Here is a 19,956-nt window from a genome sequence, read left to right as displayed (position 1 = left end):
CCATGGCCCTGCCCAAGGTGTCCCGCGACAAGACCGAGCATCACACCCCCTGCGAGGCCTGCGGCGCCGATCTGCGCTTTGCCCCGGGTCAGGAAAAGCTTGTCTGCGATCATTGCGGCCATGAACAGGCGATCCCGCGCGCCCTGGGACGCGGGCGCTCGGGGCTGGTGGAACTCCCCCTCGAGGTCGGGTTGTCAGCGCGTTTGCCAGCCGAGGCGATGCAGGACAGCCGGACGCTCACATGTTCGAATTGTGCTGCCTTGATCGAGATCACCGGGGCAAATCATGCGGTGCAATGTCCGTTTTGTGCAACTCCGGTGGTGCTCGATACCGGCCTGACACGGCTGATCAAGCCGCAGGGCGTGGTGCCTTTCGCCCTGACCGAAGCGCAGGCCCATGCGGCGCTGAGCAAATGGCTTTCCGGGCTTTGGTTCGCGCCTTCGGGGCTGACGCAATATGCCCGCAAGGGGCGCAAGATGACCGGCGTCTATGCGCCGTTCTGGACCTTCGATGCCGAAACGCGCTCGCGCTACACCGGTGCGCGGGGCGACGCCTATTACGAGACCGAAGAGGTTCAGGTTCAGGTGAACGGCCGCACGGAAACCCGCAGCCAGCAGGTGCGGCATGTACGCTGGACCCCGGTCGCAGGCCGGGTCGCACGCGATTTCGACGATGTGGTGATCTATGCCTCGCGCTCGTTACCGCCTGCCTATATGGCGGCGCTGCAGCCCTGGGATCTGTCGGCGCTGACGCCCTATCGCCCTGATTATCTTGCCGGATTCGAGGCCGAAGGCTATACGGTCGATCTTTCCGACGGCCACGATCAGGCCCGCAGCGAGATGGCGCGGGTGATCGACATGGATGTGCGCCGCGACATCGGCGGCGACGAACAACGCGTGGCCTCGATCGACACCGATTTTGCGGCCGAGACCTTCAAACACATCCTCTTGCCGATCTGGACCGCCGCCTACAAATACCGCGACCGCTCCTATCGCTTCGTCGTCAACGCCCAGACCGGGCAGGTGCGCGGCGACCGGCCCTGGTCGGCCTGGAAGATCGCCTTTGCGGTCGTTCTGGCGGCGATTGCGATCGGCCTGGGGGTCTGGTTCTACAATGCTCAACAATACTGAATTATTGCACCCTGCCCCGCTTGGCGCTATGTCTCGCCAAACGGGGAGGGACGGATGATCCTGAGTTGTGGCGAAGCGCTGATCGACATGTTGCCGCGGCAAAGCACGGCGGGCGAAGCGGCTTTTGCCCCCTATGCGGGCGGGTCGGTCTTCAATACGGCGATCGCGCTGGGGCGTCTGGGGGTGCGGGCCGGGTTTCTCTCGGGGATCTCGACCGATCTGTTCGGCGCGGCGCTGACCGAGACGCTGGCCGCCTCGAACGTCGATGCGCGCCTGGCGATCCGCTCTGACCGGCCGACGACTCTGGCTTTCGTCAAGCTGGTCGATGGTCATGCAAGCTACGCATTTTACGATGAAAACACCGCCGGGCGGATGATCTTGCCCGATGACCTTCCGGTGCTTCCCGCGGCGGTTCAGGCGCTGTTCTTCGGCGGCATCTCGCTGCCCGTCGATCCCTGCGGCGGCACCTACGAGGCGCTGATGGCGCGCGAAGCGGCCAGCCGCGTCACCATGATTGACCCGAACATCCGCCCCGGTTTCATCCGCGACGAAGCCGCCTATCGCGCGCGCCTGGCGCGGATGATCGCGCTGGCCGACATCGTGAAACTCTCGGACGAGGATCTGCGCTGGCTTGAAGGCCCGGGTGAGATCGAGACGTTGGCACGCGGTCTGCTGACCCGCGGACCGAAGCTGATTTTCGTCACCGAAGGCGGCACCGGGGCGCATGCCTTCAGCGCTGGACTTTCTCTTTTCGAACCTGCGCACCGGGTGACGGTGGTGGACACCGTCGGCGCGGGAGATACGTTCAACGCGGGTGTCCTGGCTGCGCTCGACCGGGCGGGACGGCTTTCCAAAGCCGATGTCGCCGCCGCCGATGCGGCGCTGATCTCGGCCTGCCTGAAGCTTGGCAATGCCGCCGCCGCCATCACCGTCAGCCGCGCAGGCGCCAACCCACCCTGGGCGGAGGAGCTGCAATGAGGGCGCTCATCCAGCGCGTTAGCCGCGCGAAAGTCGAGGTTGAGGAACGTGTTACCGGAGAAATCTCACAGGGGCTGCTGATCCTTGTCTGCGCCATGCAGGACGACACCGAAACCGAGGCCGAGAAACTTGCCGCGCGAATCGCCAAGCTGCGCATCTTCAAGGATGACGCGGGCAAGATGAATCGCTCGGTCGTCGATATCGGCGGCGCCTGCCTTGTCGTCAGCCAGTTCACCTTGGCCGCCGATACCACGCGCGGCAATCGCCCCGGCTTCTCGACGGCCGCGCCGCCCGATGAGGGCAACCGGCTCTACTTGCACTTTTCGAACATCTTGCGCGAAATGGGCCTGCCGGTCGCGACTGGCGAATTCGGCGCCGACATGGCGGTCAGCCTGGTCAATGACGGCCCGGTGACGATCTGGATGGACAGCACCGACCGCAACTGAATCGTGAAGATTGCGCGGATTGTCTTGACTTCGGGGGCAGCGGCGCCCATGTGAACGCTGTCCCGCCTTCGCTGCCGCGTGAGCAGCCGCACCCATCCCGTGCACGAGCCGGACAGATTGGCCTCACATTCACGCGGGGGGCCCGGTGCCAGTCGCACCGCCCGCCCGCCGTTCCCCCGCCATCGGGGGATCCATGCCTGCGCGCCCTTTGGCGCCACGAAAGACGAAATCTTTGGAAAACTTTGAAAACCTCGGCCTTGCGCCGATGCTGCTGAAAAACCTTGCGGGCCTTGGCCTGACCAAGCCGACGCCGATCCAGGCGCAGGGCATCCCGCATATCGTGCGCGGCCGCGACCTGCTGGGCCTCGCGCAGACCGGCACCGGCAAGACCGCCGCCTTCGGCCTGCCGATGCTGACGCGCATCCTGTCTTATGGCAAACGCCCGGCGCCGAAAACCGTGCGGGCGCTTGTGCTGGCGCCGACCCGCGAACTGGCGACGCAGATCCATGACAACCTGGCGTCCTATGCCGATGGTGCCCCGGTGCGCATCCAGCGCGTGGTCGGCGGCGCCTCGCTGAACGTGCAGGCGGAAAAACTGTCCAAGGGCTGCGACGTGCTGATCGCCACCCCGGGCCGGCTGATCGACCTGATCGAACGCCGCGCGCTGGTGCTGAGCGAGACGAAATATCTGGTGCTCGACGAGGCCGACCAGATGCTTGACATCGGCTTCATCCACGCGCTGCGCCGGATCGCCAAGCTGATCCCGGCGGAGCGGCAGACCCTGCTGTTCTCGGCGACGATGCCGAAACTGATGGAGGAACTGGCGGCCAGTTACCTGACCGACCCGATCCGGGTCGAGGTCGCCACCCCCGGAAAGGCCGCCGAAAAGATCGACCAGGGCGTGCATTTCACCACCCAGGGCGAAAAGGCCGCGCTGCTGGCCGAATATATCTCGCGCCATCCGGGCGAATTGGCCGTGGTCTTCAACCGCACCAAGCATGGCTCGGACAAGCTGACCAAGCTTTTGGAAAAATGGGGTTTTTCGGTCACCGCGATCCATGGCAACAAAAGCCAGGGGCAGCGGGAACGGGCGCTTTCGGCGTTCCGCGCCAGCGAGGTGCAGGTGCTGGTGGCGACCGATGTGGCCGCGCGCGGGCTTGATATTCCGCAGGTGGCGCATGTCTACAACTACGACCTGCCGAACGTTCCGGAAAACTACGTCCACCGCATCGGCCGCACCGCGCGCGCCGGGCGGGATGGTCGCGCCGTGGCGTTTTGCGGCCCGCTTGAGATGAGCGATCTGCGCGCGATCGAGGCGGCGATGGGGGCGAAGATCCCGGTGATCGGCGGCGAAGCCCATGCCGAGGGCGGCTCGCGTCCCGCGCCGGGGCGCAACAGCCAGCAAAAGCGGCCGCACCGCGGTCAGGGGCCGAAGCCTGCCCGCGACGGCGAAGCGAAAGCCCCGCGCAAGCCCGACGCGAAATCCGCCGCGCCGCGCGGCGGCCGCGCCGAGGGGCATGCCCCCGCGGGCGGTCAGGCCGCACCGAAACGCCCGGCGCGCGCCCAGCGCGGGCACTGACCCTGGCGCGCGGGGGCTGCGGCCCCCGCGGCCCCTTGCGCGGCCGGGCGGGCTGGCGCAAAAGGCGACATGGCCAAGCTTTACTTCCACTATTCGACGATGAACGCCGGCAAAAGCACCGCGCTTTTGCAGGCTTCCTACAATTATATCGAGCGCGGCATGCAGACCCTGCTGGTCACCGCAGGTCTGGACGCCCGCGCCGGGACGGGGCGGATCGCCAGCCGCATCGGCATCTCGGCCGCGGCGCTGAGTTTCACCGAAGAAACCGATATGTTCGATTTGTGCAAGAAACGGCTTGAACAGGGCCCCTGTGCCTGTGTTTTTGTTGATGAAGCACAATTCCTGACCGAGGCGCAGGTATGGCAACTGGCCCGCGCCGTCGATGATCTGGGCCTGCCCGTGATGTGCTACGGGCTGCGTGTCGACTTTCGCGGCCAGCTTTTCCCCGGCTCGGCCACGCTTCTGGCGCTGGCCGATGAAATGCGCGAGGTCCGCACGATCTGCCATTGCGGCAAGAAGGCGACGATGGTGGTGCGGCTTGGGCCCGATGGACGCGCGCTGCACGACGGCGCGCAGGTGCAGATCGGCGGCAACGAAAGCTATGTCTCGCTGTGCCGCCAGCATTGGCGCGCGGCCATGGGCGAGGCTCCGCAGGCTTGAAACCCGCCGCCTCCGGGGCCATATATTCCGCAAGACGAATATGATGGAGGCAAACATGGCGGAAGCATTGCGGCTGACCTGTCTGGCCTGCGGGCAGGCGAACCGGGTGGCCCATGACAGGCTGACGGCCGGGCCGAAATGCGGCATCTGTGGCGCGGCGCTGATGCCGGGCAAGGTGACGGAGGTCGATCCGGCGATTCTGGCCAAGGCGGAACGGGATGATGTGCCGTTGCTGGTCGATTTCTGGGCGCCCTGGTGCGGCCCCTGTCGGCAGATGGCGCCCCAATTCCAGTCGGCGGCGGCGACGCTGGCCGGGCAGGTGCGGCTGGCCAAGATCGACACCGAGGCCCATCCCGTGGCGGCGCAGCGGCACCGGATCCAGGGCATCCCCGCCTTCGTGCTGTTCCGCAACGGCCGCGAGATCGCCCGCGCCGCCGGGGCCCGCCCGGCCGCCGATCTGGTCGCCTTCGTGCGCGGCAAGCTTGCGGCACGTCCCTGAAAGCGGACGAAAAAAAATCGCGCGCAACGCGGGGGAGGCGCTTGACAATGCCCGCGCCTTGGGCGAAACACCCGCCACGGCGAGGGGCTGTAGCTCAGTTGGGAGAGCGCATCGTTCGCAATGATGAGGTCAGGGGTTCGATCCCCCTCAGCTCCACCAAGCCGTTCCCTGCAAGATGTTGTTTTTACAGGGCGGTCTGGCGCCGGGACCGTTCACGGACCACGCCGGTCGCGGGGATGCGGCCGCCGCGTGCACAAGATTGATCCGGCGTTTCGAGCCATCGCGATGCCGCCTTTTCAGGAGAGACCGGCCATGGCCTCGCGCCTCGACCAGCTGTTGAAACATGTGGACCCGACGGCCGCCGGGATCGAGATCGCCCCCTATTTCAACCCTGCCCTGCCGAAGCGGTCGGGCTGCAATGTCAAGGTTTTCGACGTCTTCGACACCGAGACGCTGCGGGCGCGGGCGCGCGAGAACAGCTTCATCCCCGACAGCCGCATCGCCGAGATCGAGCCGGTCGACTTCGTCGGCGATGCCTGCCGGATCGGCGCGGTGCTGGAGGCCGAGGGCCTGCTGGGCCAGTTCGACCACATCGTCTCGTCGCATAATTTCGAACATCTGGCGAACCCGGTCCTGTTCCTGCAGGGCGCGGCGCGGGCGCTGAAACCGGGCGGCGTGCTCAGCATGGCGATTCCGGACGGGCGCGCCTGTTTCGACCATTTCCGCTTCCCGACCCGGCTGGCGGACTGGCTGCTGGCCTTCCATCAAGATCGCGACAAGCCCGATCCGGTGACGCTTTTCGACGGCGCCGCCTATCGCGCCTTCTACTGGCGCGGCGCGGAAAAATCCGAAGCGGGCGGCTTTCTGAGCGAGGACCCGGCGCGTTTCGTGCCCGAACAGGATCTGCAGGCGCAATATCAGGCCTTCGTGGCCCGGCTGCAGGCGCCCTATGACTACACCGACGCGCATTGCAGCGTGCTCTTCCCCGAGCTGTTCGAACTGCATCTGCGCGAGCTGATCCATCTCGGCCTGGTCGATCTCGAGATTCTGGAAATCATGCCGACCCAGGGGCACGAATTCTTCGCGCATCTGCGCAAGCCGCGGGCGCCGGTCGCGCGCGATGATGCGGCGTTTTACCGGCACCGGGCCGCGCTGATGCGCGCGGTCGCGCTGCGGCTGGGCGAGACCCCCTTCATGAGCCGCCCGCGATGGGACATCGTCGCCGAGGAAACCCGGCATCCGCTGCGCAGCCTGCTGTTGAACCCGCGCAAGATGATCGGGCAGCTGCGGCTGTGGAACCGGCAACGGCGCAAGCGGCGGCGCGACCGGCGCGCGCTGCAGGGCTGAGCCGCGGCACCGGGCCCGGTGGCACCCAAGACCGGACGGGATCCAATAAACAATGCGGCATGAGGCGGTTACCGCCTCGTGCCCGCCGGGGGCAGGGCCTCCAGGGGCGATGCCGCGCCAAAGCGGTATCCCTGCCCCTCCAGGCAGCCAAGCCCGCGCAGATAGATGGCGGCCTTTTCGGTTTCCACCCCCTCGGCCACGGTCTCAAGCCCCAGCACCGCGGCCAGATCCAGAACGGCGCGCAGGATCGGCGCGTTGCGGTGATCGGCCGTAAGCCCCAGCACGAAGGATTTGTCGAGCTTGATACGGTCGATCGGCAAATCACGCAGATGCGACAGCGAGGCAAAGCCGGTGCCGAAATCATCCAGCGCAATCCGCATGCCCGCAGCGCGCAGCCGCGCGAAGCCCTGCGCCAGCGTGCCGGTGCGCTGCCCCACAAGCACGGTTTCCACCACCTCAAGCTCGATCAGACCGGGCGAGAGCCCGCGCGCCGCGATCAGCGCCAGGATCTGTTCGGCAAAATCCATGCCCCGCAGCGAGGCTTCGGAGAAATTCACCCCCACCCGGATCAGCCGCGGCGCGGCACGCCGCAGATCGGCCAGAACGGCATCGAGCACATTGCCGTCGATGAGCCGTGCGCAATCGACATCGTCAAGCGCCGCCCCCCAGACCTCGGGGCCGCAGATCCGGCCATCGGGGGCGCGGATGCGCGCCAGCGCCTCGTAACCGGCGATGCGGCGGCTGTCGAGCCGCACCTTGGGCTGATACCAGGCCAGAATCCGCCCCTCGCGCGCGGCGTCCTGCACGAAGGCGATGGCGGCGCGGCGGGCGTCGAACCGGTCGCGCAGCGGCCCGCGCAGAAATGCGGCGGTGCCGGGATGCGCCGCTTTCACCTCGGAGAGCGCCTGCCGGGCGCAGCGCAACAATCCCTCGGCGTCGCGGGCATCGGCGGGACAGGCGGCCAGACCGATGCTGGCCGTCAGCCGCGTCGCGACACTGTCGAAGGGCTGCGCCAGCGCCGCGCGGGCCTGGCTGGCCAGACGTTCGGCGATGACATCGGCCGCGGCCGCGGGCACAAGCAGGGCGAATTCGTCGCCCCCCAGCCGCGCCGCCACCCCGGCCGGACCGACCAGCCCCGCCAGCCGCGCCGCAACATCGCGCAAGAGCGCATCGGCCGCCTCGGCGCCCAGCGAATCGTTCACCGCGTTGAAATCGTCGATGTCGAGCAGCACCAGCGCAAAGGGCCCGCCCGCCAGCGCCGCCTGCAGCTGTTTGTGGAACAGGCGGCGATTGGCCAGCCCGGTCAGCTCGTCGATATTGGCGGCCTGCCACAGCCGCTCTTGATCCTCGTGCAGCCGGGTGATGTCGCTCAGCACGCCCACGATGCGGGTCAGCCGCCCCGCTTCATCCCCCGCCTCCTCGCCCATCGCCTCGCCCGGGGCCGTCTCGCCCTCGGCCTGCAGCCGCACCCGGCGCAGCGCCCCGTCGGGGGTGGCCAGCACGGCTTCCAGATCCAGCGGCGCCCGGGCGCGGGCCAGCCGCGCCAGATCGGCCCGCAGCGCCCGGCGCAGCTTGGCGGACACGAACCGCTCCAGCAGCCGCTCCAGCGTCAAGCCCGCCGCCGGCTCCAGCCCGAGCAGCTGAAAAACGCCGTCCGAGGCCTCGATCGCGCCGGTTTCGGGGTCGAGCGCAAAGGCGCCGACCCCGGCCATCCGTTCGATCTGCGCCAGCCAGCGGGCGCGCAAGGGCCCCTGCCCCGCCGCGCAGGCCTGATCCTGGCGCTTGGCCTCGGGCCCGGAACCGTCACCGGGACAGGAGGCGAAATCCATCATCGCCGCACCCTCCCGCCGCCGCATCGGCACCGCCCCGGCCACGCCCGCCCCGGCCACGCCCACACTGGGCGCCGGGCAGCGCATCGACCGACGGCTTGCGATCTCGTCACCGAAGTCCTCCTGTTGCGGGACCGGCACCGATCCCGCCCCCTGCATATACCCGAGTTGCGACCAAAACCTTGATGCGACCCCGGCTTTGCACGCGCAAGATGTTTTTGCCCGCACGGCCGCGCTGCGGGCATCGGGTCAGAATTGCCTTGCCGGAACCGGCAGAGCGGCGCAGACTTGCCGCGGCACAAGTCGGTGCGCGGGAGGAGGCGGTGACGCGCGAGGTCGCACTCTCGGCCCTGACGGCGGATCAGGGCTTTGTCCTGCGCGACAGCGTGACAGGAACGCAGTTCGGCTGCACTGTCGCCTCGGCCGGGGATCTCAATGGCGACGGCTTTGGCGATCTGCTGATCGGGGCAGAGCGCGACAGCACCGGCGGCAGCGAGGCGGGCGCGGTCTGGGTGATCTTCGGCGCCGCCCCGGGCACGCCGGTCAGCCCGGATCTGGACGCGCGTGCCCCCGGACAGGGCTTCGTGATCCGCGGCACGTCGGCGGGCGACCGTCTCGGCGCCAGCCTCGCGGCGGCGGGCGATGTCAATGGCGACGGTTTCGACGACATCGTGATCGGCGCCCCGCGCAGCGATGCCGGGGCCGAAGACAGCGGCGCGGCCTGGGTGATCTTCGGCGCGGCCGGGATCGGCGCGGGCGGCACGCTCGATCTGGCCAGCGCCACCGCGGCGCAGGCCTTGCGGATCGCGGGCGGCGGCGAGGCCGATCAGGCGGGTGCCAGCGTCGCGGCGGCGGGGGATGTCGACGGCGACGGCCGGGGCGATCTCTTGATCGGCGTTCCGCGCGACGAAAGCGGCGGCACGGGCACCGATACCGGCACGGTCTGGCTGATCCGCGGCGGCCCCGATCTGTCGCATCTGGGCCGCCTGTCGCTGGACAGCCTTCCCGCCGGGGCCGGTTTCGCCATCACCGGCCTTGCGGATTGGGATCTGCTGGGCGGGTCGGTCGCGGGCGCGGGCGATCTGAACGGCGACGGCCTGGGGGATCTGATCCTTGGCGCCCCCGGCCGCGACATTGCCGGGGCGCAACCGACGGGCGAGGATGCGGGGGCGGCCTTCGTGATCTTCGGCCGCGCCGATCCGACCGGCGCGCCGGTCGATCTGGCGGCGCTGACGCCCCAGACCGGCTTTGCGCTTTCGGGTCCGGGCGATGGCGCGGCGGCGGGCTGGGCGGTGGCGCCCTTGGGCGACATCAACGGCGACGGCCTGGACGATCTGGCGATCGGGGCGCCCCTGGCGCAGGGCGGCGCCCCCTGGAGCGGCGCCGTCTGGGTGATTTATGGCCGCGACACCGCGGCCGGGGCCGCGCCTTTCGGCCCGCTTGATCTGGCCGATCTGGACCCGGGCGAGGGCTTTGCCATCCTGGGCGCCCACGCGAACGGGGACCTGGGCCGGTCGGTTGGCGCGGCGGGCGACGTGAACGGCGACGGCATCGGCGATATCGTGATCGGCGCCCCGGGCGAAAGCGCCGCCGCCAGCCGCGGTGGCGGCGCCTGGGTGATCTTCGGGCGCAATGTCGCGGCCGGGGCCGCGCCCTTCGGCACCCTTGATCTGGCCGATCTGGACCCGCTTGACGGGCTGGCGTTGCCGGGCACGACTGCGGGGGCCTCGGTCGGGATGTCGGTCGCGGCGGCGGGCGATCTGAACGGCGACGGCCGGGGCGATCTGATCCTCGGGGCGCCGGGGCTGGCGGGCGATCCGGCCGCGACCGGCGCCGTGGCGGTGATCTTTGGCGGCAGTTTCGCCAGCCGCCTGTCGGGCAGCCGCGGCGATGACACGCTCTCGGGCAGCCAGGGCGATGATGCCTTGCTTGGCTTTGCGGGCAACGACCTGCTTCTGGGCGCTGCGGGGGATGACACGCTGGATGGCGGCACCGGCCGCGACGTGTTGCGCGGCGGGGCGGGCAACGACACCTATCTGGTCGATGATCCGGCCGACCGGGTGATCGAGACGCGCGGCGCCGGCGCCGATGCGGGCGGCCTTGACTCGGTGCGCAGCACGGCCAGTTTCAGCCTCGGCGCGGGTGCGGCCTTTGTCGAGCGGCTGGTGCTGACCGGCACCGCCCCGATCGACGGCACCGGCAATGCGCTTGACAACCGGCTGACCGGCAATGCCGCGGCGAACCGGCTGAATGGCGGGGGCGGCGCCGATACGATGGCAGGCGGGGCGGGCAACGACACCTATATCGTCGACAACCGGGCCGACCGGGTGATCGAGATCACCGCGAACGGCACCGATACCGGCGGGGTGGATCTGCTGCGCGCCACGGTCAGCATCAATCTTCAGGCGACGGCGGGCCTGCGCTTCGTGGAAAACCTGATCCTGACCGGCAGCGCCAATCTGGCGGGCAGCGGCAATGCGCTGGACAATCAGATCACCGGCAATGCGGGGGCCAACCGGCTTGCGGGCGGGCTCGGGGCCGATACGCTGCGCGGCGGCGCGGGGGCGGACAGCTTCATCTTCGACACCGCCCCCGCGGCGGACAATGTCGACCGGCTGATCGACTTCACCCCGGCCGATGACACGATCCGGCTGGAGGACGCGATCTTTGACGCGCTGACGCCGGGGCGGGTGGCGGCGCGGGCCTTTGTGGTGAACACCACGGGTCTGGCCGGGGATGCCGATGACCGGCTGATCTATGAAAGCGACACCGGGCGGCTATTTTACGACGCGAACGGCTCGGCCGCGGGCGGGCGGGTGCTGCTGGCGCGGCTGGCCGCCGATCTGGATCTGACCTCGGCCGATTTCGTGGTCTTCTGAGCGGAAAAGGGCGCCCGCAGGCGCCCTTTCCGGTTGGCTTAGTTCAGCGCCTCGTTGGTGATCTCAAGCGTATAGGCCCCCTCGGGCGCCTTGGTGATCACCGGATCCGAGCCGCCGCCCATCAGCGTCGCCACGGTGCGCTCGTAATCCGCCACATCCAGCGCCCCGTTCGAGCCCGCCGTCAGCTTCGCCACTTCGCTCATCATGCGTTTCTGATGGGTCTCGGTCTGCGCCCCGGTCTCGTCGTTTTCCAAAACGATCATCGCGGCTTCGTCCGGGTTCGCCTCGGCATATTTCCAGCCCTTCATCGCGGCGCGGACGAACTTGACCATCGTCGCCTTGAAGGCCGGATCGGCCAGCCGGTCCTCCATGACGTAAAGCCCGTCTTCCAGCGTCGCGACGCCCTCGTCTTCATATTTGAAGGTCACCAGATCCTCGGGCTTGATCCCCGCATCGATCACCTGCCAATATTCGTTGTAGGTCATCGTCGAGATGCAGGCGGCCTGCTTTTGCAACAGCGGATCGACGTTGAAGCCCTGTTTCAGCACTTCGACGCCCTCGGCCCCGCCCGTCGTCGGAATGCCCAGCTTCGACATCCAGTTCAGGAACGGATATTCATTGCCGAAGAACCACACGCCCAGCGTCTTGCCCTTGAAATCGGCGGTGGTGGCGACGCCCGATTCCTTCAGACAGGTCAGCATCATGCCCGAATGCTTGAAAGGCTGCGCGATGTTGACCAGCTTCAGCCCCTTTTCGCGCGCGGCCAAGGCGGGCGGCATCCAGTCCACGATCACATCGGCACCGCCCCCCGCGATCACCTGTTCGGGGGCAATGTCCGGCCCGCCCGGCAGGATTGTCACCTCAAGCCCCTCTTCCTCGAAATAGCCTTTTTCCGCAGCGACATAATAGCCCGCGAATTGCGCCTGCGTCACCCATTTCAGCTGCAGCTTGACCTCTTCGGCCGAGGCGGCGCCCGCCATCAGCGCCAGTGCCGCCGCCCCCAGCATCATCTTTTTCATCATCGTCTCTCCTGTTGCATCCGGGACTTCTGCCCGGTTGGTTGAACTCATCTTGCGCGCTGCGACGGGTGCCAGAAGGTCGCCGCCTTCTCGATCATCGCGATCAGCCCGAACAGGCCCGATCCCGCCAGCGCCGCCACCGCAATCTCGGCCCAGACCAGCGCCAGATCAAGCTGCCCTACAGAGGTGGAGATGCGAAACCCCATGCCGCGGGTGGGCGAGCCGAAAAACTCGGCAACGATCGCGCCGATCAGCGCCAGCGTGGTGGCGATCTTCAAGCCGTTGAACAGGAACGGCAAGGCCGCGGGCAGGCGCATCTTGATCAGGCTCTGGCTGTAACTGGCCGACCAGGTCGCCATCAGATCGCGGCTCAGCGCATCCGTTGCGGCCAGCCCCGCGACCATGTTCACCAGCACCGGAAAGAACACCATCACCACGACGACGGCGGCCTTCGAGTGCCAGTCAAAGCCGAACCACATCACCAGAATCGGCGCGATGCCGACGATGGGCAGGGCGGCGACGAAATTGCCCACCGGCAAAAGCCCGCGTTGCAGGAAGGGCGAGCGGTCCACCGCAATCGCCACCACCACCGCCGCGCCGCAGCCGATCAGATAGCCCGAAAGCGCGCCCTTGAGGATCGTCTGCACGAAATCCCCCCACAAAAGCGGCAGGTTGCCGGCAATCGCGGCGGCAATGTCGCTCGGCGCGGGCAGGATGACGGGGCTGACATCCAGCCCCCGCACCAGCCCCTGCCACAGCACCAGCAGCGTGACACCGAACAGCGTCGCCACGAAACTGCGGACCGGGCGGGAATTCGGAAACCGCTCCGCCAGATGGAAGTTCAGCGCCATCGCGACGCCCCAGAACAGGATCGCCCCCCAACCGACCGCGCTCATTTCACCATCCCCATGCGCTTGAGAACCCGGCCCTCGATCAGCCCGACGATCATCACCAGCCCCGCGGCCAGGATCGCGGCGGCAAAAAGCGCCGACCAGATCTGGATCGTCTGGCCATAGTAGCTGCCCGAAAGCAGCCGCGCGCCAAGCCCCTGTGACGCCCCCGCAGGCAGTTCGGCCACGATCGTGCCCACCAGCGCGGCGGCGATGCCCACTTTCAGCGAGGCAAACAGATAGGGCATCGAAGACGGCAGCCGCAGCTTCCAGAACGTCTCCGCCCCGCTGGCATTATAGGTGCGCAACAGGTCGAGCTGCATCCCGTCGGGCGCCCGCAGCCCCTTGACCATGCCCACCAGCACCGGGAAGAAGCTCAGGTAAGCGGCAATGATCGCCTTTGGAATCAAGCCCTTGATACCCAAAGATGCCAGCACGACAATGACCATCGGCGCAATCGCCAGGATTGGGATCGTCTGGCTGGCAATTGCCCAGGGCATCACGCTCATATCCATGGCGCGCGAATGCACGATGCCCACGGCCAGCAAGATCCCCGCCGCCGTGCCCAGCGCAAAGCCCGCCATCGTCGCCGAAAAGGTGATCCAGGAATGCAGCACCAGGCTTTTCTTCGAGGTGATCTTTTGCCCCGCAAACCCGTCCCAAAGCCCCTTGGCCACCTGATGCGGCGCGGGCAGGACGGGGCGCTCCTGCGCCATCGTATCGGCCAGCATCTGCGCGGTGGTGACCGTCACCCCGGCGCGCGCGGCCTGATCATAGGTCCATTGCTTGTTCAGCATCACCGCCGCACCATACCACAGCGCGACAATGGCACTCAGAACCGTCAGGATCGGAAGGATCGACCTCATGCCTGCGCCCCCCCTTTATCTTGCCTCAAATATCCTCGGGGGGTGCGGGGGGCAGACAGCCCCCCGTCCGACAGCGGTCCCGATGCGCGGCGCTCAATCATAGGCATGCCCCGCGCGCAGCCCCTCGCGGACGCGATGGGCAATCTTCAGGAATTCCTCGCTGTCGCGGATATCCAGCGGGCGTTCCCGCGGCAGGGTGCTTTCAATCACATCGGTGATCCGTCCCGGACGCGGCGACATCACGACGATCTTGGTTGAAAGGTAAACCGCCTCGGGGATCGAATGGGTGACAAAGCCGATGGTCTTGCCGGTCCGCGCCCAAAGCTTCAAAAGCTCCTCGTTCAGCCGGTCGCGGACGATCTCGTCGAGCGCGCCGAAGGGCTCGTCCATCAAGAGGATATCCGCATCGAAAGCCAGCGCCCGGGCGATGCTGGCGCGCTGCTGCATCCCCCCCGAAAGCTGCCAGGGGAACTTCTTCGCAAAGCCCTGCAGGTCCACCAGAGATAGCACTTTTTCAACACGGGCATCCTGTTCGGCTTTGGTATAGCCCATGATTTCCAGCGGAAGTTTCACATTTCCCGCAATCGTGCGCCAAGGATAGAGCCCCGCCGCCTGAAACACATAGCCATAGCTGCGGGCCTTGCGCGCCTCCTCGGGCGGGATCGAATTCACCGTCAGCGTGCCGCTGGTCGGGTGTTCCAGCGCCGCGATGCAGCGCAGGAAGGTGGTCTTGCCGCAGCCCGAAGGACCGATGAAGCTGACGAAATCGCCCCGCTCGATCGACAGGTTCACGTCTTTCAGCGCCTGAACCGGACCGTCATTCGTCTGAAAGACCAGGTTCAGATCCTTGGCAAATATCACGGGGGCTTTCACGTCTTCGGTCATCCTTGCTTACACGCCGCTGGCCGGAATGCCCGCGCGCACCACCGGGCGGGGGGCGGTCAGGTCCTTCCAGGTGCTCAGCGCCTTGCTCACCGACCCGTTCGGGTCACGCGCCACGAACTGCCCGTGGCCCTCGCGGCTTTGCACCTTTCCGTCTGCAACCGCAACCATCCCGCGGCTCAAAGTGTAGCGCGGCAGGCCCTTCACCTCCTTGCCCTCGAAGACGTTGTAATCAATCGCAGATTGCTGGCTGGTCGCGGAAATTGTCTTTGTCGCCTCGGGGTCCCAGACCACCAGATCGGCATCGGCCCCCACCAGCACCGCGCCCTTCTTCGGATACATCCCCATGATCTTGGCGATATTGGTCGAGGTCACGGCGACGAATTCGTTCATCGTGATCCGCCCCGTGTTCACCCCCGCCGTCCAGAGCATCGGCAGCCGGTCCTCCAGCCCCCCGGTGCCGTTCGGGATCTTGGTGAAATTGCCGACACCGAACCGCTTTTGCTCGGTGGTGAAGGCGCAATGGTCGGTGGCAACGCAAGAGAGCGTCCCCGCCGCCAGCCCGGCCCAAAGACTGTCCTGATGGTGCTTCGCCCGGAACGGGGGCGACATCACACGCCGCGCCGCATGGTCCCAGTCGGGGTGGAAATATTCGCTTTCATCCAGCGTCAGATGCTGGATCAAAGGCTCGCCCCAGACCCTTTTGCCCTGCATCCGCGCCCGCCGGATCGCCTCATGCGCTTCCTCGCAGGAGGTATGCACGACGTACAGCGGCACGCCGGCCATGTCAGCGATCATGATCGCGCGGTTCGTCGCCTCGCCCTCGACCTGGCTCGGTCGGGAATAGGCATGCGCCTCGGGGCCCACATTGCCCTCGGCCAGCAGTTTCGCCGACATTTCGGCAACGATATCGCCGTTTTCCGCATGCACCATCGGGATGGCGCCGATCTCGGCGCAGCGTTTGAAACTGGCGAAAAGCTCGTCGTCATTCACCATCAAGGCGCCCTTGTAGGCGAGGAAATGCTTGAACGAGGTGATGCCGCGTTCAACGACTTTCGGCATCTCGTCAAAGACTTGCTGCCCCCACCAGGTCACCGCCATATGGAAGGAATAGTCGCAATGCGCGCGGGCGGATTTGTTGTCCCATTGCTGCAGCGCATCCATCAGCCCCTGCCCCGGATTGGGCAGCGCGAAGTCGATCACCATCGTCGTGCCGCCCGCCAGCGCCGCGCGGGTGCCGCTGTCGAAATCATCGCTCGAATAGGTGCCCATGAAGGGCATCTCCAGATGCGTATGCGGGTCGATGCCGCCCGGCATCACATAGCAGCCGGTGGCGTCCAGCACGGTGTCGCCCGTCAGCCCCTGCCCGATCGCGATGATCTGCCCGCCCTCGATCGCCACATCGGCCCTGTAGGTCAGATCGGCGGTGACGATGGTTCCGTTCTTGATGACTGTGGTCATGTCCAACTCCCTGAAAGCGCCTGCTTTCACCTTGGCTCAAATATCCTGCGGGGGTCCGGGGGCGCAAAGCCCCCGGCGCGCGGTCAGTCTACGACGACGGCGGTTTCCAGAACCGCATGCAACAGCACATCCGTCCCCGCCGCCGCCCATTCGGGCGAGATCTCCTCGGCCTCGTTATGGCTCAGCCCGTCGACACAGGGGCACATCACCATCGTCGTCGGCGCGACTTTGGCCGCCCAGCAGGCGTCATGCCCGGCGCCCGAAATGATGTTGCGATGCGTGTAACCGAGCTTCTCGGCCGCGGCGCGCACGCGCCCCACCAGTTCGGGCGTGAAGGTGACCGGGTCGAAATGGCCCACGGCCTCGACCGCGCAGCCGACCTTCAGATCCTCGCAGATCGCGGCGGCGCGGCGCTCGATCTCCGCCCGCATCCCGTCCAGTTTCGCCTGATCGGGGCTGCGGATATCCACGGTGAAAATCACCGTCCCGGGCAGAACGTTGCGCGAATTGGGGCTGAATTTCACCTGCCCCACACCGCCCACCGCATCGGGCTGGGCAGCCATCGCGACCTCTTGCACCATTTCCATGATCCGCGCCATCGCAAGGCCCGCATTGACCCGCATCCCCATGGGCGTCGAGCCGGTATGCGCCTCGCGCCCGGTCAGGGTGAATTCAAGCCACCACAGCCCCTGGCAATGCGTCACCACACCGATGGTCTTCGCCTCGGCTTCAAGAATCGGGCCTTGCTCGATGTGCAGCTCGAAATAGGCCTGCATCTTGCGCGCGCCCACCTCTTCGTCACCGAGCCAGCCGATCCGGGCCAGTTCTTCGCCGAAGCTCTTGCCGTCCAGATCCTTGCGCGCATAGGCATAATCCAGGCTGTGGATGCCCGCAAAAACGCCCGAAGCCAGCATGGCGGGCGCGAACCGCGCCCCTTCCTCGTTCGTCCAGTTCGTCACCACGACCGGGTGTTTCGTGCGGATGCCGCGGTCATTCATCGTGCGAATGACCTCGAGCCCGCCCAGAACCCCCAGAACGCCATCGTATTTCCCGCCCGTCGGCTGGGTGTCCAGATGCGAGCCGATATAGACGGGCAAGGCCTCGGGGTCGGTGCCCTCGCGGCGCATGAACATGTTGCCCATCCGGTCAAGGCCCATCGTCAGCCCCGCCGCATCGCACCAGCTTTTGAACAGCGCCCGGCCCTCGGCGTCGGCGTCGGTCACGGTCTGGCGGTTGTTGCCCCCCGCGACGCCCGGCCCGATCTTGGCCATCTGCATGAGGCTGTCCCACAGGCGCGCGGAATTGATACGGAGGTTTTCTCCGGGTGATGGCATCTGGCTGTCTCCCTGTCGTCTGCGGGGCTTTGCCCTCTTGCGACTCGTTTTCTGACCGATTGGTCAGAGGAAAGAGGCCACGCTTCCCCGCCCCGGTCAATGGGGAACCCGTGCCTTGCGGGCCGCTTGGCGCCAAGGACACAGGCGGTTGCCCGAATTTTGGGCGCGGCCAAGCGGCGGCTTGATCGGCGCGGCCGATGGGGCTAGCGTCATCGCACCCAGAAGGCGCCGAAGGCCCCGGGGACCGGTCAAAAGGGAAAATCCCGCGGCCGGAACGGCAGAGCAGTCAAGGACGAGGCAGGCATGGAAGAGATGGAGAGCGACCTCTGGGAGGCGCTCGAACGCAGCGCGGCCTTTTACGAGGGCGGCGCGGCTTTCGAGCCGATCCGGCAGGAGCGCATCAACCCGGTCGAGTTGCGGCGCAAGATGGGTCTGACGCAGGCGCAGATGGCGCCGATGATGGGCATGAGCCTGTCGGGCTATCGCAAATGGGAACAGGGCCAGCGCGCGATCAGCGGCCCGGCCGCCGTGCTGCTGCGGGTGATCGAGACCGCCCCCGAAGCGGTGAAACAGGCGTTGGCGTCGTAAGGACGCAAGCCGCAGCGGTCTTGAAACACATCCCTGACCGAGGCCATCGCCGAGGTCACGCGGAGCATTGATCCGATGACCGCCGGGGCGCCGAAGCGTCCCGGCCAGCGCCCGCCCCGCCCTCGGCGGGCGCTTCTCGCCCGAAGGGCACAGGCGCCGGCCTCTGTCGCGCTTCGCGGATACGGTCCCGGCAAAGCCGTTGCGATACGGGCGGGGAAAGGCCGTGCCTTTCCTGATCCGCCCGAACCAAGGTCAGGTAAAACGCCTCACTTCCCGCTGGTGGTCGCCATCGGGTTGTTCGGATGCCCGGTCCAGTTCAGATAGTCGCTGACCGGCTTGCCCGTCCGCAGATCCAGCTCGCCCTCGGCCAACTCGCGCATCGTGATGCAGTTCGTCGGGCAGACCTCGACGCACAGATTGCAGGCCACGCACTCTTCCTCTTTCACCGTCACCGTGCGGTCGGCCGCCATGGTGATCGCCTGATGCGAGGTATCCTCGCAGACGATGTGGCAGCGGCCGCATTTGATGCAATCCTCCTGCGCGATGCTGGCCTTGGTGGTGTAGTTCAGGTTCAGATACTGCCAGTCGGTCACCTTCGGCACGGCGCGGCCGACGATCTCGCGCGTCTCGGTCAGGCCCTTGCGGTCCATGTAGTCCGACAGGCCCGAGATCATCTCCTCGACGATCTTGAAGCCATAGGTCATCACCGCGGTGCAGACCTGCACGTTCGAGGCGCCCAAGGCCATGAACTCGGCCGCATCGCGCCAGGTGGTGACGCCGCCGATGCCCGAAATCGGCAGGCCGCGCGTCGCCGGGTTGCGGGCGATCTCGGCCACCATGTTCAGCGCGATGGGCCTCACCGCCGGGCCGCAATAGCCGCCATGGGTGCCAAAGCCGTCAATCGTCGGCTCTGGCGCAAACAGATCCAGATCGACCGAGGTGATCGAGTTGATCGTGTTGATCAGGCTGACCGCATCCGCCCCGCCGCGCTTCGCCGCTTCCGCCGGTTTGCGGATGTCCGAGATATTGGGCGTCAGCTTGACGATGCAGGGCATGCGCGAATGTTGCTTCACCCAGCGCGTCACCATTTCGACGTATTCAGGCACCTGCCCCACCGCCGCGCCCATGCCGCGCTCGGCCATGCCATGCGGGCAGCCGAAGTTGAGTTCCACCCCGTCGGCCTCGGTTTCCTCGACCCGGGCGAGGATCGCTTTCCAGCTGTCCTCGTCGCAGGGCACCATCAGCGACACGACCAAGGCCCGGTCCGGGTAATCGCGCTTGACCGATTTGATCTCGCGCAGGTTCACCTCCAAGGGCCGGTCGGTGATCAGCTCGATGTTGTTGAGCCCCAGAAGCGTGCCATCGGGCCCGTGAATCGCGCCATAGCGCGGGCCGGAGACGTTCACCACCGGCGGGCCGTCAAGGCCCAGCGTCTTCCAGACGACACCGCCCCAGCCCGCCTCATAGGCGCGGCGCACGTTCACTTCCTTGTCGGTCGGCGGCGCCGAAGCAAGCCAGAACGGGTTCGGGGATTTGATGCCAAGGAATGTCGAAGTCAGGTTCGCCATC

The 19,956-nt window shown here is 67.0% G+C and carries 17 protein-coding genes and 1 tRNA gene; 10 read left to right on the top strand and 8 right to left on the bottom strand.

Going from position 1 to position 19,956, the window contains the following annotated elements; all coding sequences use genetic code 11:
- Window positions 1-2: 2 nt before the first annotated feature.
- From ACTTAG_RS05340 to ACTTAG_RS05305, 8 genes are all read left to right on the top strand, one after another.
- Window positions 3-1,130: a primosomal protein N' (replication factor Y) - superfamily II helicase gene (locus ACTTAG_RS05340; RefSeq protein ID WP_444464500.1), complete on the top strand. Its 1,128-nt coding sequence runs from the start codon at window positions 3-5 to the stop codon at window positions 1,128-1,130.
- Window positions 1,131-1,184: 54 nt separating this feature from the next.
- Window positions 1,185-2,108, top strand: a complete 924-nt coding sequence (locus ACTTAG_RS05335; RefSeq protein ID WP_444464499.1) for a carbohydrate kinase family protein — start codon at window positions 1,185-1,187, stop codon at window positions 2,106-2,108.
- On the top strand, window positions 2,105-2,554 hold the full coding sequence (dtd, locus tag ACTTAG_RS05330; protein WP_444464498.1) for a D-aminoacyl-tRNA deacylase: 450 nt from the start codon (window positions 2,105-2,107) through the stop codon (window positions 2,552-2,554). Before ACTTAG_RS05335 ends, dtd begins: the two co-directional genes overlap by 4 nt.
- 232 nt (window positions 2,555-2,786) lie before the next feature.
- Window positions 2,787-4,133: a DEAD/DEAH box helicase gene (locus ACTTAG_RS05325; protein WP_444464497.1), complete on the top strand. Its 1,347-nt coding sequence runs from the start codon at window positions 2,787-2,789 to the stop codon at window positions 4,131-4,133.
- 69 nt (window positions 4,134-4,202) lie between these two features.
- Window positions 4,203-4,793 carry a thymidine kinase gene (locus tag ACTTAG_RS05320; protein WP_444464496.1) on the top strand — a complete coding sequence of 197 codons (591 nt, stop codon included), beginning with the start codon at window positions 4,203-4,205 and terminating at the stop codon, window positions 4,791-4,793.
- A gap of 55 nt (window positions 4,794-4,848) precedes the next feature.
- Entirely contained in the window at window positions 4,849-5,292 is a 444-nt protein-coding gene (gene trxC, locus ACTTAG_RS05315) for a thioredoxin TrxC (RefSeq protein WP_444464495.1), read from the top strand.
- 83 nt (window positions 5,293-5,375) lie between these two features.
- A tRNA-Ala gene (locus ACTTAG_RS05310) sits at window positions 5,376-5,451 on the top strand.
- Between the two features lie 153 nt (window positions 5,452-5,604).
- A complete protein-coding gene (locus ACTTAG_RS05305; RefSeq protein ID WP_444464494.1) occupies window positions 5,605-6,639 on the top strand; it encodes a class I SAM-dependent methyltransferase in 1,035 nt (344 codons plus the stop codon).
- A gap of 68 nt (window positions 6,640-6,707) precedes the next feature.
- Here ACTTAG_RS05305 and ACTTAG_RS05300 read toward each other — a convergent pair whose 3' ends face one another.
- Complete coding sequence (locus ACTTAG_RS05300) at window positions 6,708-8,609, bottom strand: putative bifunctional diguanylate cyclase/phosphodiesterase (RefSeq protein WP_444464493.1); 1,902 nt, start codon at window positions 8,607-8,609, stop codon at window positions 6,708-6,710.
- A gap of 182 nt (window positions 8,610-8,791) precedes the next feature.
- Here ACTTAG_RS05300 and ACTTAG_RS05295 point away from each other — a divergent pair, with 182 nt between their 5' ends.
- A complete protein-coding gene (locus tag ACTTAG_RS05295; RefSeq protein WP_444464492.1) occupies window positions 8,792-11,347 on the top strand; it encodes a hypothetical protein in 2,556 nt (851 codons plus the stop codon).
- A 38-nt stretch (window positions 11,348-11,385) separates the two neighbouring features.
- Here the strand turns inward: ACTTAG_RS05295 and ACTTAG_RS05290 are convergent, their stop codons facing one another.
- From ACTTAG_RS05290 to ACTTAG_RS05265, 6 genes are all read right to left on the bottom strand, one after another.
- Entirely contained in the window at window positions 11,386-12,366 is a 981-nt protein-coding gene (locus tag ACTTAG_RS05290; RefSeq protein WP_444465200.1) for an ABC transporter substrate-binding protein, read from the bottom strand.
- Between the two features lie 47 nt (window positions 12,367-12,413).
- The gene (locus tag ACTTAG_RS05285) at window positions 12,414-13,262 is read right to left on the bottom strand and encodes an ABC transporter permease (protein ID WP_444464491.1); all 849 of its coding nucleotides are present in this window, start codon (window positions 13,260-13,262) and stop codon (window positions 12,414-12,416) included.
- The gene (locus ACTTAG_RS05280; RefSeq protein WP_444464490.1) at window positions 13,259-14,122 is read right to left on the bottom strand and encodes an ABC transporter permease; all 864 of its coding nucleotides are present in this window, start codon (window positions 14,120-14,122) and stop codon (window positions 13,259-13,261) included. Before ACTTAG_RS05280 ends, ACTTAG_RS05285 begins: the two co-directional genes overlap by 4 nt.
- A gap of 93 nt (window positions 14,123-14,215) precedes the next feature.
- Complete coding sequence (locus ACTTAG_RS05275; RefSeq protein ID WP_444464489.1) at window positions 14,216-15,007, bottom strand: ABC transporter ATP-binding protein; 792 nt, start codon at window positions 15,005-15,007, stop codon at window positions 14,216-14,218.
- Window positions 15,008-15,013: 6 nt separating this feature from the next.
- Entirely contained in the window at window positions 15,014-16,465 is a 1,452-nt protein-coding gene (gene hydA / locus ACTTAG_RS05270; protein WP_444464488.1) for a dihydropyrimidinase, read from the bottom strand.
- An 83-nt stretch (window positions 16,466-16,548) separates the two neighbouring features.
- Window positions 16,549-17,799 carry a Zn-dependent hydrolase gene (locus tag ACTTAG_RS05265; protein ID WP_444464487.1) on the bottom strand — a complete coding sequence of 417 codons (1,251 nt, stop codon included), beginning with the start codon at window positions 17,797-17,799 and terminating at the stop codon, window positions 16,549-16,551.
- 303 nt (window positions 17,800-18,102) lie between these two features.
- Here ACTTAG_RS05265 and ACTTAG_RS05260 point away from each other — a divergent pair, with 303 nt between their 5' ends.
- A complete protein-coding gene (locus ACTTAG_RS05260) occupies window positions 18,103-18,387 on the top strand; it encodes a helix-turn-helix domain-containing protein (protein ID WP_444464486.1) in 285 nt (94 codons plus the stop codon).
- A gap of 266 nt (window positions 18,388-18,653) precedes the next feature.
- Here ACTTAG_RS05260 and preA read toward each other — a convergent pair whose 3' ends face one another.
- On the bottom strand, window positions 18,654-19,955 hold the full coding sequence (gene preA / locus ACTTAG_RS05255) for an NAD-dependent dihydropyrimidine dehydrogenase subunit PreA (RefSeq protein WP_444464485.1): 1,302 nt from the start codon (window positions 19,953-19,955) through the stop codon (window positions 18,654-18,656).
- Between the last annotated feature and the right edge of the window lies 1 nt (window position 19,956).

Origin of the sequence: Rhodobacter capsulatus (assembly GCF_052363185.1) — a bacterium.
Lineage (GTDB): Bacteria > Pseudomonadota > Alphaproteobacteria > Rhodobacterales > Rhodobacteraceae > Rhodobacter > Rhodobacter capsulatus_E.
The sequence above is the reverse complement of the archived record's forward strand: the minus strand, read 5'-3'. Positions and strand labels throughout refer to the sequence as shown.